The sequence below is a fragment of the Selenomonas sp. AE3005 genome (genome assembly GCF_000686945.1).
Taxonomy (GTDB): domain Bacteria; phylum Bacillota; class Negativicutes; order Selenomonadales; family Selenomonadaceae; genus Selenomonas_A.
Genome location: NZ_JMME01000015.1, coordinates 1 through 13,395 on the forward strand (window position 1 = coordinate 1; position 13,395 = coordinate 13,395).

Genomic DNA, 13,395 nt, shown 5'->3' on the forward strand with positions numbered 1-13,395 from the left:
AGTGGTTCCACCTGTTCCCATACCGAACACAGTAGTTAAGCACTCGTACGCCGAAAGTACTTGTCTGGAGACGGACTGGGAGGATAGGGCGTTGCTGGTTATGCTTCCCCGATAGTTCAGCCGGTAGAACGGTGGACTGTTAATCCATATGTCGCAGGTTCGAATCCTGCTCGGGGAGCCAATTTTATGAAATACCTCTGGGGTGATTGGGGTATAGCCAAGTCGGTTAAGGCACGGGACTTTGACTCCCGCATCCGCTGGTTCGAGTCCAGCTACCCCAGCCATATCATGGTTCACTAGCTCAGTTGGCAGAGCACCTGACTTTTAATCAGGGTGTCCCGGGTTCGAATCCCGGGTGAGCCACCATTTATTTCCTTAAAACATCGCTTGATGTTATTGGCGCGTTGGTCAAGTGGTTAAGACACCGCCCTTTCACGGCGGCTTCATGGGTTCGAATCCCATACGCGTCACCATTATTATGACTCACTAGCTCAACTGGCAGAGCAACTGACTCTTAATCAGTAGGTTCACGGTTCGATTCCGTGGTGGGTCACCATTATATGGGCGATTAGCTCAGCTGGGAGAGCGCCTGCCTTACAAGCAGGATGTCAGCAGTTCGATCCTGTTATCGCCCACCATTTATGGCCCGGTAGTTTAGTTGGTTAGAATGCCGCCCTGTCACGGCGGAGGTCAGGGGTTCAAGTCCCCTTCGGGTCGCCACTTGTTATTAACGCCTACGGGCGTTAAATATATATGTGCCTTTGTAGCTCAGTTGGTAGAGCAGGGGACTGAAAATCCCCGTGTCAGTGGTTCGATTCCGCTCGAAGGCACCATTTTTTTTAGGCTGGTGTAGCTCAATTGGTAGAGCAGCTGACTTGTAATCAGCAGGTTGGGGGTTCAATTCCTCTCGCCAGCTCCACTTTTGTAATATTGCGGGTGTAGCTCAATGGTAGAGCCCCAGCCTTCCAAGCTGGTCACGTGGGTTCGATTCCCATCACCCGCTCCAGTATTGATACTGCCGGGGTGGCGGAACTGGCAGACGCAACGGACTTAAAATCCGTCGGTTGGAAACAACCGTACCGGTTCGATTCCGGTCCTCGGCACCACCAATTTAATATAGGTAATCAGCCTAATGGCTTTTTATAATGCGGACGTGGCGGAATCGGCAGACGCGCTAGTTTCAGGTACTAGTGGTGGTGACATCGTGGAGGTTCAAGTCCTCTCGTCCGCACCATTTTTATGTTTAAAACCTTTTAGGTGATATATTCGCGGTCGTGGCGGAATTGGCAGACGCGCTACTTTGAGGGGGTAGTGTTCACAAGACGTATGGGTTCAAGTCCCATCGACCGCACCATTTTTATTTTTGAACATACAACTTGTTCTATGATATAATCTCATAGGACAAGTTTTTTTTATATAATTTTTTCTTTTTATCATTTTGCAGGAGTGATGAATCTACATGAAAGAAACGAAAATTGAAAACATCTACGAGCTTGATGGCCGGGTCCCTTTACGGGCAGCTATACCATTTGGCTTGCAGCATGTGCTGGCCATGTTTGTGGCCAACCTGACGCCGATTGTTATTATAGCAGGGGCAGCGGGCTTTGACCGGCAGATGACGGCCATGCTGGTACAGAATGCCATGTTTGTGGCGGGAATTGCGACGTTGGTACAGCTTTATCCACTGTGGAGAGTGGGAGCAAGGCTGCCAATTGTCATGGGCGTGAGTTTTACCTTTGTTACCGCGGTCTGTTTTGTAGCGGCGAATTTTGGCTATGGTGCGGTAGTTGGCGCTGTGCTGGTCGGCGGTATTTTTGAGGGCACTTTGGGCCTGTTGGCGAAGTACTGGCGGCGGTTTATTTCGCCCATCGTTTCTTCGATTGTGGTTACGACCATTGGTTTTTCCCTGTTGGGAATAGGTATTCGTTCTTTTGGCGGCGGCTATAACGATAGTTATGGTGCCCCGGACAACCTTCTTTTGGGAACGGTGACATTGGTGGCTTGCCTGTTGTTTTCTTCCTTTGCCAAAGGTTATTATAAGCAGCTGGCTGTTTTGGTTGGGCTGGTTGTTGGCTATGTGTTGGCCCTGGCTATGGGCAAAATTGATTTGTCCGCTGTTTTTAGCGGTGGTTTAATTTCCCTGCCGGCTCTTTTGCCGGTGGCACCGGAATTCCATCTGGGGGCGATTATATCCATTGGTATTATCTTTTTGGTATCAGCAGCCGAGACTATTGGCGATACGACGGCTATGGCAATTGTTGGTCTGAAACGTGAGGTCAAGGAACGGGAGATTTCCGGTTCGCTGGCCTGTGATGGTTTTTGCAGTTCGACTGCTGCATTGTTCGGCTGTTCTCCGATTACGTCCTTCAGTCAGAATGTCGGTCTTATCGCCATGACGAAGGTCGTTAACCGTTTTGCCATTATGACGGGGGCAGCGGCGATGATTATTGCGGGGATGTTCCCGCCGATTGGTGCTTTTTTCGCTTCCCTGCCGGACCCGGTTTTAGGGGGCTGTACGATTATGATGTTCGGTTCGATTATGGTCAGTGGTATTCAAATGATGGGCCGTTTGCAGATGACCCAGCGCAATGCAACGATTGCGGCGCTGTCCTTTTCCATCGGCATTGGTACGACTACGGCTACAGAAAATGCCATCTGGCATATTTTCCCACAGGTGGTGCAGGACGTGTTCAGCGGCAACTGCGTGGCAGTGGTGTATGTGGTAGCAATTCTGCTCGATACGTTCCTGCCGGCCAATATGGAGGCAAAGACGCTTACTGAGGCAGAATAGGCTGAAGAGGCTGAAGAAAACGAAGAACCAGCCATCAATAACATCAAAAAAGGAGTACGTACCATGAAATTACTGAAAGATCGTATTTTAAAAGAAGGTTACTGCCTGTCGGGTAATATTTTGAAGGTGGATTCCTTTATCAATCATCAGATTGACCCGGAGTTTACCATGGAGATGGGCAGGGAATTTGTCCGCCGCTTTGCGGATGTGGAGATTGACAAGGTACTGACCATTGAGTCTTCAGGGATTGCTATCGGTATGGCTGTGGCCTACGAGCTTAAAAAACGTCTGGTCTTTGCCCGCAAGAATCCGTCCCTGCTCATGCAGGAGGACATGTATACCTGCCCGATTACTTCATATACTAAGAAAGAATCCAAACTGGTGTATGTGCTGAAAAAGTTCCTGCAGGCTGGGGAAAATGTTCTTATCATTGACGACTTTATGGCTGATGGTAATGCCGCACTGGGGCTGGCCAATATTGTTGAACAGGCTGGCGGTAATGTCGTGGGCATCGGCATCGCCATTGAAAAGTCTTTCCAGATGGGCGCTAATCGTGTACGTGAGGCCGGCTATCGTGTCGAATCCCTGGCGAAAATCGCGTCTTTGGCCAATCAGCAGATAATTTTTGCGGAAGATTAAATTTTTTCCAGGAAAGTTATTGACAGAAGGCTAAAAGTACTCTATAATATTTTTTGTTGATTCGGTGATTTCATCGGATACAATTTAATAAGCGGACGTGGCGGAATCGGCAGACGCGCTAGTTTCAGGTACTAGTGGTGGTGACATCGTGGAGGTTCAAGTCCTCTCGTCCGCACCATATTCGCGGTCGTGGCGGAATTGGCAGACGCGCTACTTTGAGGGGGTAGTGTTCACAAGACGTATGGGTTCAAGTCCCATCGACCGCACCATTTGCATGGTAAGCTCAGACAGGTTTAACCGAAAGGTATTGTCTGAGCTTTTGTTGTATATATGCGTAGTTATCAGGAGGCGGCTATGATGGTTAGGCTAGTGTTAATACTGATAATGACAGTTTTTATGTGTTGTCCGGTTCATAATGTGCGGGCTATGGTTATTGAGTCCAATGAGCTCGTGTGGACTTCGGCGATGATTGCTAATGCCGTATACGGCGGTGATTTAAATCTGCTGACCAGACAGTGGCTGACCGGCCGGGGCTGGCAGGTGCTGTCAGAACATGTGGATAATTCTGCTGCGGAGGGCAGGTTATATTTATTTAATGTTCAACCGACAGCTGCAGATAATGTGTATTTCCTGGCATTTCCGGGAACGGAAACCATGAAGGACGCCCGGCTGGATTTACGGATTACCCGGGTGCCGTTTGCCGGCAGTACGCCAGCCGAGTTCGCCAGGGCTGCCGCTGATCTCGAAAATAAATCCGGGGCTAATCCCCTGGTTCATCAGGGATTTAATGATTATGTACAGACGGCCCTGTTTTCCCAAGTTATGCCGGATACGGGCATGACTTTTGGCGAATATATCGCTGCGGAGTTAAAAAAAGATCCGTCACGCAAGCTATACATTACCGGACATAGCTTAGGGGGGGCAGCGGCTACGCTGGCGGCAGCCAGACTTTCGGACTTAGGGGTAGCGCCGGAGCAGCTGGAGGTTATTACTTTTGGAGCGCCGGCTGTGGGCAATGAATCCTTTGCCCGGCACTATGAGCATAATTTTCAGCTGACCAGGGTGACTATGGCCGGTGACCCCGTTAACAAGGTGCTGCAGTCGCTGACTGGTGGTTTTGTGCAGTTTGGTCAGCGTGTGGAATGGCGCAGCAAGTTGTCCGAGCGATTCCCCCATGGTATGGCTGTATATTTGGACGAGGCCTATCGTCATTATGTGGACGCAGGACGGGAAGATGATAAATCTATCCTGGCCGGGGCTCCGCGTGTGGAACTGTCTGTACCTGTTTATGTACCGCAGCCGGAGTTCAAACTGTCCGGTGATATAAAACGTGACCGGAAATATATGGAACAGGTTGTGGGGGATTTATTGTCGATAACCTGTTCGCCGCAGGTTAAGGGAACGCAGGACAAGGAGTTTGGCAAAGTGCTGGCTAAGGCCAGGGCGGCTGGCTGTTCCCATGTTTTACTCGAAAAGTTTACCGGCAAACGGATTCGTGATGAGCAATACAATTTTCGTATGACTTTGGAGGAAGAAATTTACGATGTGGACGGCAATCTGCTGCACATGCAGTCACAAAGCACAACGACGCGTGATTTGACGCCCCTGGAGGCGGTGGGCTATCTGTATGTAAAAGGTGCAGAAGACCGGCAGCGGATTTTGGCAGGAGATAAAAAAACGAACACAGAACAAAATAAAGATTCTGAAAAATGATTGACAGGAAAACGTCATTTCGCTATAATAAAAATAAGCAAAGGAAAGAAGTTCAGCCTTTCCTACGCTGCCGACATGCAATTTCATGTAAGGAGGAGATTCCGATGGGACAGGGTGAATAGATCCCATGGGGGACATGAATTTGCAGACAGCAACTAGAGAAAGTAACCATCAGCAGGTGACGAGAAAGCCGCTGGTGGTTATTTTCATGATATTATGTGTATTATATTATGTCACAGGAGGAAAAAATGGAGAAGGCAAAGGTCTATTTTACAAGTTTTCGTACGCAGGTCGGTACCAGCTGGCTGGAAAAACTCAGACGGCTCTGTATCGCTGCCGGCATAAAAAATATTGACATGGAAGGCAAATTCGTGGCCATAAAAATGCATTTTGGCGAAATGGGAAATTTAGCTTTTCTGCGTCCCCAGTATGCTAAGGTCGTAGCCGATTTGGTTAAAGAACAGGGCGGCCTGCCTTTTTTGACGGACTGCAACACCTTGTATCCTGGCAGCCGCAAACATGCGCTGGAACATATGGATATTGCCAATATGCACGGCTTTAATCCGCTGACCACGGGCTGTCAGATTATCATCGGTGACGGTCTCAAGGGGACTGACGATGTGGAAGTGCCGGTGAAAAATGGCGAGTATGTGAAGAAGGCTAAAATTGGCCGGGCCATTATGGACGCTGATATTGTCATCAGTCTGGCACATTTCAAGGGGCATGAAATGACAGGCTTTGGCGGTTCGATTAAAAACCTGGGGATGGGCTGCGGCAGCCGGGCCGGCAAGATGGAGCAGCATTCTTCCGGCAAGTGCGTGGTGAATCAGGAGCTTTGCCGCAACTGTCATAAGTGCGCCAAGGAATGCGGCTCCGACGCTATCAGCTTTGACACGGGCAAGGCTTATATCAATCCGGAAAAGTGCAAGGGCTGCGGCCGTTGTATCGGTGCGTGTGGTTTTTCGGCTATCCGTAATGAGCAGTGGGATGCCGGGGACCTGCTGGACAAAAAAATGGCAGAGTATACGCAGGCTGTTGTGCAGGACAGACCGTGTTTCCATATCAATCTGGCGATGGATATTTCGCCGAACTGTGACTGTCATGGGGAAAATGACGCCCCCATTCTGCCGAATATCGGTATGTTTGCGTCCTTTGACCCGGTGGCTGTTGACCAGGCCAGTGCTGATGCCTGCCAGAAGGCCACGCCGGTGCGTGACAGCCAGCTGGGCGACCATTTAGCACAGGCAGATTGGCACCATCACCATGATGTGTTCATGGATAATAATCCCAACGTGCATTGGAAAGAAACGCTGGAACATGCGGAAAAAATCGGCATGGGTACCAGAGAATATGAACTGGTGACGCTGAAATGAAACAGAATGAACTTCAGCGGTTACAGAAAATCGTCGAAGTCCTGCGTTCTGAGCAAGGCTGTCCTTGGGACAGGGAGCAGACGCATGAAAGCCTGAAACCGGCTTGTATTGAGGAGGCTGCCGAGGTTTTGGCCGGGATTGATATCCTGCAGGCCACCGGTAAAGCCGAAAATCTCAAAGAAGAATTGGGCGACCTGCTGCTGCAGGTCGTCTTTCATGCCCGGCTGGCAGAAGAGGCAGGACTTTTTAATCTGGCTGATGTGGCCAAGGCGGCCAGCGACAAGATGGAGCGTCGTCATCCGCATGTGTTTGCCGGAGCGCCGGTGGAGTCTGTGGATTGGGAGGCCATAAAGAAGGCTGAGAAGAGTGGCCGGGAATGGGAAGAGGCGTATTTGCCCGGGGCTTTTCAGCAGGCCGAGGATTTGATTGCGCAGGCGCGGCGGCGCAAGGGCATATAGTTACATAGTGGTTTGTATATTACATCTAAAAATTTGTATACAATTTTGCCACTGTAAAAATCTGAAAATATATGCTATACTGATAATAGATGCCTGCGCTGTGGGGGGCAGGGTATCTTTGAAAAGGATTTCGTTTGTATCACAGGAGGAGAGTAAGATGTCAAACACGATTAGTAACAATTTTGCCGCCTCGTTTTATCAAAATATGGGGCAGATGGGGAAGAAAGGTGCCGGTAAGCAGGAGAAGGCGCAGGACCCGTTTGCCCAATATGCCGCGGACGCTAAGGTGGATATTTCGGCGGACGGGCTGGCTTTGGCCGGCCAGCAGAAGGCCGGAGGGCCGCAGCTGTCGCCCAAGGCTCAGGATTTACTGGCTAAACTTCAGGATAAGTATGGTGACTATGATTTCTTTGTGGCGGAAAATCAGGACGACATGAAGAATTACATGGACAAGGGCAGCAAGCAGATTTCTGTAGTCTTTACCAAAGAAGAACTGGAGAAAATGGCTGGTGATGAGGAATACGCAGATAAGGTCATGGGGCAGGTGGAGTCCGCGATTGGCATGACCAAACGGCTGGAAGAAAGCGGTCAGCTGGGAGAGGGCGTGCATTTCAAGCAGATAGCCATTTCCTTTGACGATGAGGGCAATATGAAACTCTTTGCCCAGTTGGAAAAAATGACGGCTGAACAGCAGGAACGGTTGGAAGAGGCCAAGGATAAGAAGGCTGAGGAAAAAGAAAAAGCCGCCAAAGAGGCGGAGAAAAACAAGGAAGAGGAAAAGAAACAAAAACAGGCTGAAGCAGCCCAGGGTAAGATTGTGGAGATTGAGGCCAGCTCCGAAGAAGATTTGCTGAAACAGATTTTAGGTATTGAATGGTAAGGTAAATGCAGAAAAGGAAAAGCCCACTGTGGGGATAATTTTCCGTTGCTGAGACGAAAGCGTCTCAACTACGGAAAGTCATCTCCAGCAGTGGGCTTTTTGTTACATCGACAACTCTACCGAGAAGGCACCCTGCGCGTATTGGGCAAGTTCCCGGTGTTCGCTATTGACATCCACGACAAAAGCGGGCTGGGAAGCACGGCCGAAGGTCTCTAATTCCTGGGCACCCTGTACAGCGTCCAAATTAGCCATTAGAGTGTGTAACGGCGGCAGGCTTTTGGCAGCTGCCTGGTTGGAACTCTTGACGGCAGAAATGGCACCTAACAGCTGGCCTTCCTGACTGGTCAAGAGCTCAGTTCGTCGATGTGGCAGAACTGAAATCGCATTAACATCCATGTAAATTCCTCCTTGGAAAAACAGTTGTAACCTTGTAATATATAATAGCAAAAAAAACTTGACTAGTCAATTTCTGTTTTGTTTAAAATTTGGCGAGCCAGCAGGCCGATAAGCAGGCCGGTAAGCAGGCCGCAGGGGCCTAAAATCGGCAGGTAGCGGAACAATGACAGGGTATCAGCGGCAAGTGCAGCGACGGCCAGCTGGCCAATGTGATGGGCAAAGCCGCCGGCCGCGCTGATACCGGGGACGCTGAAGGCCCGGCTTTTTTTGAGCAGGGACATAAGGAAAAGACTAGCCAGGGCGCCGGCCAGACTGTAGAAAAAAACTGTGGGGCCGCCGCCAAAGAAGGAGGCCAGTGCGGTGCGCAGCAGAATGAGCAGGAATACCGCCTTGACACCGGGCAGGCGGTAGAGGGCATAGACGGTGACGATATTGGCCAGCCCAAGTTTGGCCCCGGGAGCCAGAAAGGGAACGGGCAGCAGGCCTTCCACCAAAAACATTATCAGGGAACAGGCTGTCAGCAGGGCGATATGCAGGCAGGTACGCAGGTTCATCATCTTATCATCCTATTCACGCTTACTGGGCGGTTTTTATTTCAATAATCAGTTTATGTGGCAGACAGGCGATGATTTCTCCGGGTTTAGAGATGGAACCTGTTTTGACACAGATTTTATCCGGGCAGTCAGCGGTGATAACGGCAATAGTGTCTTGTTCAATGCGGATAAGGTAGTGGTGCTGTGCACCGGCCTGGGTAATGGTAAGCGGCCGTTCCTGTACGCCCTGTTGACCGGTCAGGGGGATTTTTTCCAAAATCTGACCGTCAAGGCGTATTTCGGCGTAACAGGCACTGGGCGGCAGCCCCCAGGGGAATAAGGGGAGCAGGGATAACAGCAGCAGCAGTATCAGCAGCACAATATCCGCTTTTTTCAGCATTTTACTCATGCTTATAATTATAACGCCGTTGTTTCGGTTTTGCCATAGGCAAAACATCCTCTTAGCGTTTCCCTAAAGGACTAGCTTCGCTTCGCAACGAGGCGAAGAGATATGCTCGCTGCCGGTTTTGATATTCGTGCTATTACCTGCTGAAGAGGGGGACATTTTCCTGCCTCGTTATAGACTTTCCTATAGCGTTTTGCTATACTTACAGAAGTTAAAAAATAAAGGAGTGCGGTGATAATGCCAAATCGTCCGGTCTGGGCCGAAGTCAATCTGCAGGCGTTACGTCATAATTATAGAGAAATCAAAAAACAGCTGGCAGCAGGGGTGAAACTCTGTGCGGTGGTCAAGGCGAATGCCTATGGTCATGGTGCTGTGGCGGCGGCTAGAACAGCTATTGAGGAAGGGGCAGAATATCTGGCCGTGGCAACCCTGTCTGAAGGTATCGAGCTGCGGCAGGCAGGTTTTACTACGCCGATTTTGGTGCTCGGCCTGGTTATGCCGGAAGATGCCAAGGACGTTGTGGATTATGATTTGACACAGGTGGTTTGCGAATTGTCCCTGGCTAAGGCACTGTCTCAGGAGGCGCAGCGCCAGCAGAAAAAAGCCCGCATCCATCTGAAAGTGGACACGGGCATGGGGCGTATCGGTGTGCGTCCGGAGGAAATCGGCGAACTGGCCGCAAAGATTGCCGGGTTGCCAGGGCTGGTAATCGAGGGCATGTTCTCCCATTTTGCCACAGCTGACAGCAAGGATAAGACGTATACAAAGCAGCAGCTGGCGGCGTTCCAGGAGGCGATTGCGGCAGTAGAAGGCCGCGGGATAAAGCTCTCCATAAAGCATATTGCAGAATCGGCAGCGATTTTGGAAATCCCCGAGGCACATTTTGATATGGTGCGGGCAGGGGTTATCCAGTACGGCCTGTGGCCGTCTGAGGAAGTTACCCATCCTATCGATTTGCGGCCAGTGATGAGTCTTAAGGCCAAAGTGGTCTGGGTCAAGAGCCTGCAGCCGGGCGAAAGTATTGGCTATGGACGGCAGTTCACCGCGAAACGTGAAAGCCGCATTGCCACCTTGCCGATTGGCTATGCCGATGGTTATATCCGTGCCTATGGTAAAGAGGGCTTTGTGGAGATTCATGGACAGAAAGCACCAATTGCCGGCCGGGTGTGCATGGACCAGGTGATGGTGGATGTGACGGATATTCCCAATGTACAGATTGGGGACGAGGTTACGTTATTTGGCAGCGACAGCCTGACCATTGATGAGGTGGCGCGCTGGGGCAATACCATTAACTATGAAGTGCCATGTTTGTTGGGGGCACGGCTGCCAAGAGTTTATCGGTAAAGTTGTTTATTCGAGGTACGCCGGCAGCTGGCATGTTTGCCACGCGCTGCTCGGCGGCTCACTAAAAAATCTCCTTTGCTTCTAATTAAGCATGAACAAAAGTCAAAACTCGCTACGCTCAAACAGTAGACTTTTATTCATGATATTAAGGTAAGCAAAGGAGATTTTTTTACGTTCGCGCGCCTGACGCATCGCTTAGGCAAGCATGCCAGCTGCCGGCTAGTTGATAATTTTTAACTTGGGCGGCGAACCGGAACTAGCTATATAATGCGGAGGCTGGGCCGGGCAGGGATTGCCCCAGCGGAGCGTTGGGCGGCAGGCGTTAAGAACAGATTTTTTGCCCACATAAATATTAGCAGGCAACGGCTGTTGTTTGAACGTAGTGAGTTTAAGCCGTTGCCTGCTAAATAAAGGCAAAAAATCTGTTTAGCCTGCCGCACTAGCGCAGCAGGGGTAATTCCTGCCCGGCCCTGCCGGACTGACAATAAAAGCAGGAATTATTGTACTTGCCGTTTCCAGTACTCAAGGTCTGGTTCATTCAGCGGCAGGTCAATGGTCTGTCCATTATCGTAGTAGAAACGGAACCGTACGGTTTCCGCTTTTTTTATGGCCGGCAGGCTTGACCGGGGCAGCTCGACGAAGAGTTTATTTTCATTCTGCCAGGCATGGTCTTTGCTGTCGTGTGGTGGCGGCGTTTGTTTTGTGGCGGCTTTCATTTCCCAGGCCGCGCCGTCCGTGTATAAAATAGCCTCTTTTTTCAGTTTGGCATTATCATAACGCCAGTCCCACAGGGTGAGGACTGCGCCTTCCAGTTTTCCGTCACCGGTATGGGAGGATTGGAAATCAATGCGGCAATAGGCTGATAGGCTGTCAGCTGTGCGGTGGTCGATATGCCATGTATAGGAAAGACCAAAAATGCCCACCAGCATGAGCAGTAAGCCAATGCCAATAAAAATTTTTTTCAGCATATAAAGGGTCCTCTCTTGTGCTATTATGTAAATTTATATAGATAGTATAACATATTAGAGTTTTCCCTTGCAATTTTAGAGGGATGTGAGAAAATAGTAGTGTTAGGCTTATGATAAAAATACCACAAGGGGGCATTTTTATGCAGATAAAACTACTGGCTACGGATTTGGACGGTACCTTATTATCGTCAGGCAAGCCCGTGTCGGAAAAAAATATTGCCGCAGCTCAGGCAGCTGCTAAGGCAGGTACGATTGTGACGATTGCTACGGGGCGTATGTATCGGGCGGCTTTGCCGGTCGCTGAGGCTCTGGGGCTGGACGTACCTATTATCACCTACAATGGTGCCCTGATAAAATCCACTTCGGGCAAGATTTACTATCAAAAATTTATGGACGAAGAAATCTGCCGCCAGGTGACGGATTTTTGTGCTCAGCGTGGCTGGTATTTGCAAACTTATAGTGGTGAAGAACTCTACTACTCGGATTACAATGAGTTTTCCCGGCGCTATGAACACAGCCAGAAGGTTAGCGGGGAAAGTATCGGCTATGAAAAACTGCGTGAGCATGTCAGCGACATGTATAAAATGCTGATAATCACCGATTCTCCGGACGTAACGCAGGACTGGATGGCTGAGCTTAAGGCGGAGTTTGGTGAAAGCATAACGCTTACCCAGTCAGCCCCTGATTTTATCGAGATTATCAGCCCGGGGGTGTCTAAGGCCTCAGCTTTGGCAAAACTGGCGGATATCATGGGCTTTGACATGCAGGAAACCATGGCTATCGGTGATGCCAACAATGATTTACCGTTATTAAAGGCAGCCGGTTTCAGTGTGGCTATGGGCAATGCTGCTGACAATATCAAGGCTGTCACCGATGCGGTGACGGGCAACTGTGTCGATGATGGCTGGGCACAGGCGGTTTACAAGTATATTCTCAATAAGTAAAGGCTGGTGAATATATTATGGAAGAAACTACGGAAATGGAATTGGAACAGACCAAAGAAGATAAATTTCGTCTCGTTATCGTCACCGGCATGTCCGGCGGCGGCAAAACACAGGCTTGCCGTTATATGGAGGATTTAGGTTACTTTGTGGTGGATAATCTGCCGCCGGTATTCATTCCCAAATTTGTGGAACTGTGCAAGCATGCCGGTGACCATGTCGGCAAAGTGGTGCTCGTGGTTGATACACGCAGCCGGGAATTCTTTGATACCTTTATCCATGTGCTGGACGATATGGACAAGGACGATGTGCCCTATGAAATGTTGTTCATGGACGCCTCTGACCCGGTGATTATCCGCCGCTACAAGGAAACGCGCCGCCGTCACCCGATGGCCCCGTCTTCCCGGATTTCTGACGGTATTGCCAAGGAACGCGAACGTCTTTCCCCGGCCAGGGCTAAGGCTACTTATATTATTGACACCTCGGAGCTCAAAAAGGTAGAACTGCGTGACAAGATTCACCGTATTTTTGGCAACAGTGACGGGGAGCAGATGAGCATCAATGTGTTGTCCTTCGGTTTTAAATTCGGTATGCCGCTGGACGCTGACATGGTGCTGGACGTGCGGTTCCTGCCCAATCCTTTCTATATTGAATCCATGCGCCATAAGAGCGGCGCGGTGCCGGAAGTGGCAGAATACATTGCCCAGTGGCCGGTGACGCAGGAATTTATCGGCCATTTGGACGGCATGATGGATTTTCTGGTGCCCCAATATGTGAAGGAAGGCAAGAGCCAGCTGGTTATTGCCGTGGGCTGTACAGGCGGCATGCACCGCAGCGTCTTTATCGCCAAGCATATTTTTGACAGGCTGAATCAAAAAGGCCTGCCGGTAAAACTCGAACACCGTGACCTGATGAAAAATGATGTTTGGGAACACGTGCGTGAGGAGTGCTAA

Annotated in this window: 13 protein-coding genes, 15 tRNA genes and 1 rRNA gene; 25 read left to right on the forward strand and 4 right to left on the reverse strand. The window is 50.0% G+C overall.

The window, feature by feature from the left end:
• The 22 genes from rrf to DL94_RS0109590 form a co-directional block, all read left to right on the forward strand.
• Positions 1–100 (forward strand): 5S ribosomal RNA (gene rrf, locus DL94_RS15330); the annotation flags it as partial.
• A 5-nt stretch (positions 101–105) separates the two neighbouring features.
• Positions 106–181 (forward strand) — tRNA-Asn (locus DL94_RS0109490).
• Between the two features lie 26 nt (positions 182–207).
• Positions 208–284: transfer RNA gene (locus DL94_RS0109495), tRNA-Gln, on the forward strand.
• Between the two features lie 6 nt (positions 285–290).
• Positions 291–366: transfer RNA gene (locus DL94_RS0109500), tRNA-Lys, on the forward strand.
• 32 nt (positions 367–398) lie between these two features.
• Positions 399–473 (forward strand) — tRNA-Glu (locus DL94_RS0109505).
• Between the two features lie 7 nt (positions 474–480).
• Positions 481–556 (forward strand) — tRNA-Lys (locus DL94_RS0109510).
• Between the two features lie 6 nt (positions 557–562).
• Positions 563–638: transfer RNA gene (locus tag DL94_RS0109515), tRNA-Val, on the forward strand.
• Between the two features lie 5 nt (positions 639–643).
• Positions 644–720: transfer RNA gene (locus DL94_RS0109520), tRNA-Asp, on the forward strand.
• Positions 721–757: 37 nt separating this feature from the next.
• Positions 758–833, forward strand: a tRNA-Phe gene (locus DL94_RS0109525).
• A gap of 10 nt (positions 834–843) precedes the next feature.
• Positions 844–919 (forward strand) — tRNA-Thr (locus tag DL94_RS0109530).
• Between the two features lie 13 nt (positions 920–932).
• Positions 933–1,006 (forward strand) — tRNA-Gly (locus tag DL94_RS0109535).
• A gap of 11 nt (positions 1,007–1,017) precedes the next feature.
• A tRNA-Leu gene (locus DL94_RS0109540) sits at positions 1,018–1,106 on the forward strand.
• Between the two features lie 41 nt (positions 1,107–1,147).
• Positions 1,148–1,234: transfer RNA gene (locus tag DL94_RS0109545), tRNA-Leu, on the forward strand.
• Positions 1,235–1,268: 34 nt separating this feature from the next.
• Positions 1,269–1,354: transfer RNA gene (locus DL94_RS0109550), tRNA-Leu, on the forward strand.
• 105 nt (positions 1,355–1,459) lie between these two features.
• Positions 1,460–2,791, forward strand: coding sequence for a uracil-xanthine permease family protein (locus tag DL94_RS0109555; protein WP_028129955.1), 1,332 nt, complete (start codon positions 1,460–1,462; stop codon positions 2,789–2,791).
• Between the two features lie 63 nt (positions 2,792–2,854).
• Complete coding sequence (locus DL94_RS0109560; protein WP_028129956.1) at positions 2,855–3,430, forward strand: xanthine phosphoribosyltransferase; 576 nt, start codon at positions 2,855–2,857, stop codon at positions 3,428–3,430.
• A gap of 91 nt (positions 3,431–3,521) precedes the next feature.
• Positions 3,522–3,608 (forward strand) — tRNA-Leu (locus DL94_RS0109565).
• A 5-nt stretch (positions 3,609–3,613) separates the two neighbouring features.
• Positions 3,614–3,699 (forward strand) — tRNA-Leu (locus tag DL94_RS0109570).
• An 85-nt stretch (positions 3,700–3,784) separates the two neighbouring features.
• The gene (locus DL94_RS14640; RefSeq protein WP_197020735.1) at positions 3,785–5,143 is read left to right on the forward strand and encodes a lipase family protein; all 1,359 of its coding nucleotides are present in this window, start codon (positions 3,785–3,787) and stop codon (positions 5,141–5,143) included.
• A 248-nt stretch (positions 5,144–5,391) separates the two neighbouring features.
• Entirely contained in the window at positions 5,392–6,516 is a 1,125-nt protein-coding gene (locus DL94_RS0109580; RefSeq protein WP_028129957.1) for a DUF362 domain-containing protein, read from the forward strand.
• Positions 6,513–6,974, forward strand: coding sequence for a MazG nucleotide pyrophosphohydrolase domain-containing protein (locus DL94_RS0109585; protein ID WP_028129958.1), 462 nt, complete (start codon positions 6,513–6,515; stop codon positions 6,972–6,974). The genes DL94_RS0109580 and DL94_RS0109585 overlap by 4 nt, the downstream gene beginning before the upstream one ends.
• Positions 6,975–7,131: 157 nt before the next feature.
• Positions 7,132–7,854, forward strand: coding sequence for a DUF6033 family protein (locus DL94_RS0109590; protein ID WP_028129959.1), 723 nt, complete (start codon positions 7,132–7,134; stop codon positions 7,852–7,854).
• Between the two features lie 102 nt (positions 7,855–7,956).
• Here the strand turns inward: DL94_RS0109590 and DL94_RS0109595 are convergent, their stop codons facing one another.
• From DL94_RS0109595 to DL94_RS0109605, 3 genes are all read right to left on the reverse strand, one after another.
• Positions 7,957–8,250: a hypothetical protein gene (locus DL94_RS0109595; RefSeq protein WP_028129960.1), complete on the reverse strand. Its 294-nt coding sequence runs from the start codon at positions 8,248–8,250 to the stop codon at positions 7,957–7,959.
• Positions 8,251–8,312: 62 nt separating this feature from the next.
• A complete protein-coding gene (locus tag DL94_RS0109600; protein ID WP_028129961.1) occupies positions 8,313–8,807 on the reverse strand; it encodes a Gx transporter family protein in 495 nt (164 codons plus the stop codon).
• A gap of 19 nt (positions 8,808–8,826) precedes the next feature.
• Positions 8,827–9,183 (reverse strand): NusG domain II-containing protein, encoded by a 357-nt coding sequence (locus DL94_RS0109605; protein WP_037371701.1) that lies wholly within the window; start codon positions 9,181–9,183, stop codon positions 8,827–8,829.
• Positions 9,184–9,426: 243 nt separating this feature from the next.
• Here DL94_RS0109605 and alr point away from each other — a divergent pair, with 243 nt between their 5' ends.
• Positions 9,427–10,533 (forward strand): alanine racemase, encoded by a 1,107-nt coding sequence (gene alr, locus DL94_RS0109610; RefSeq protein WP_028129963.1) that lies wholly within the window; start codon positions 9,427–9,429, stop codon positions 10,531–10,533.
• A 497-nt stretch (positions 10,534–11,030) separates the two neighbouring features.
• On the opposite strand, the gene DL94_RS0109615 is transcribed toward alr, so the two are convergent.
• The gene (locus tag DL94_RS0109615) at positions 11,031–11,501 is read right to left on the reverse strand and encodes a hypothetical protein (RefSeq protein WP_028129964.1); all 471 of its coding nucleotides are present in this window, start codon (positions 11,499–11,501) and stop codon (positions 11,031–11,033) included.
• A gap of 140 nt (positions 11,502–11,641) precedes the next feature.
• On the opposite strand from DL94_RS0109615, the gene DL94_RS0109620 reads away from it, so the two are divergent.
• Positions 11,642–12,445 (forward strand): Cof-type HAD-IIB family hydrolase, encoded by an 804-nt coding sequence (locus tag DL94_RS0109620; RefSeq protein WP_028129965.1) that lies wholly within the window; start codon positions 11,642–11,644, stop codon positions 12,443–12,445.
• A gap of 17 nt (positions 12,446–12,462) precedes the next feature.
• Positions 12,463–13,395, forward strand: coding sequence for an RNase adapter RapZ (gene rapZ, locus DL94_RS0109625; RefSeq protein ID WP_197020736.1), 933 nt, complete (start codon positions 12,463–12,465; stop codon positions 13,393–13,395).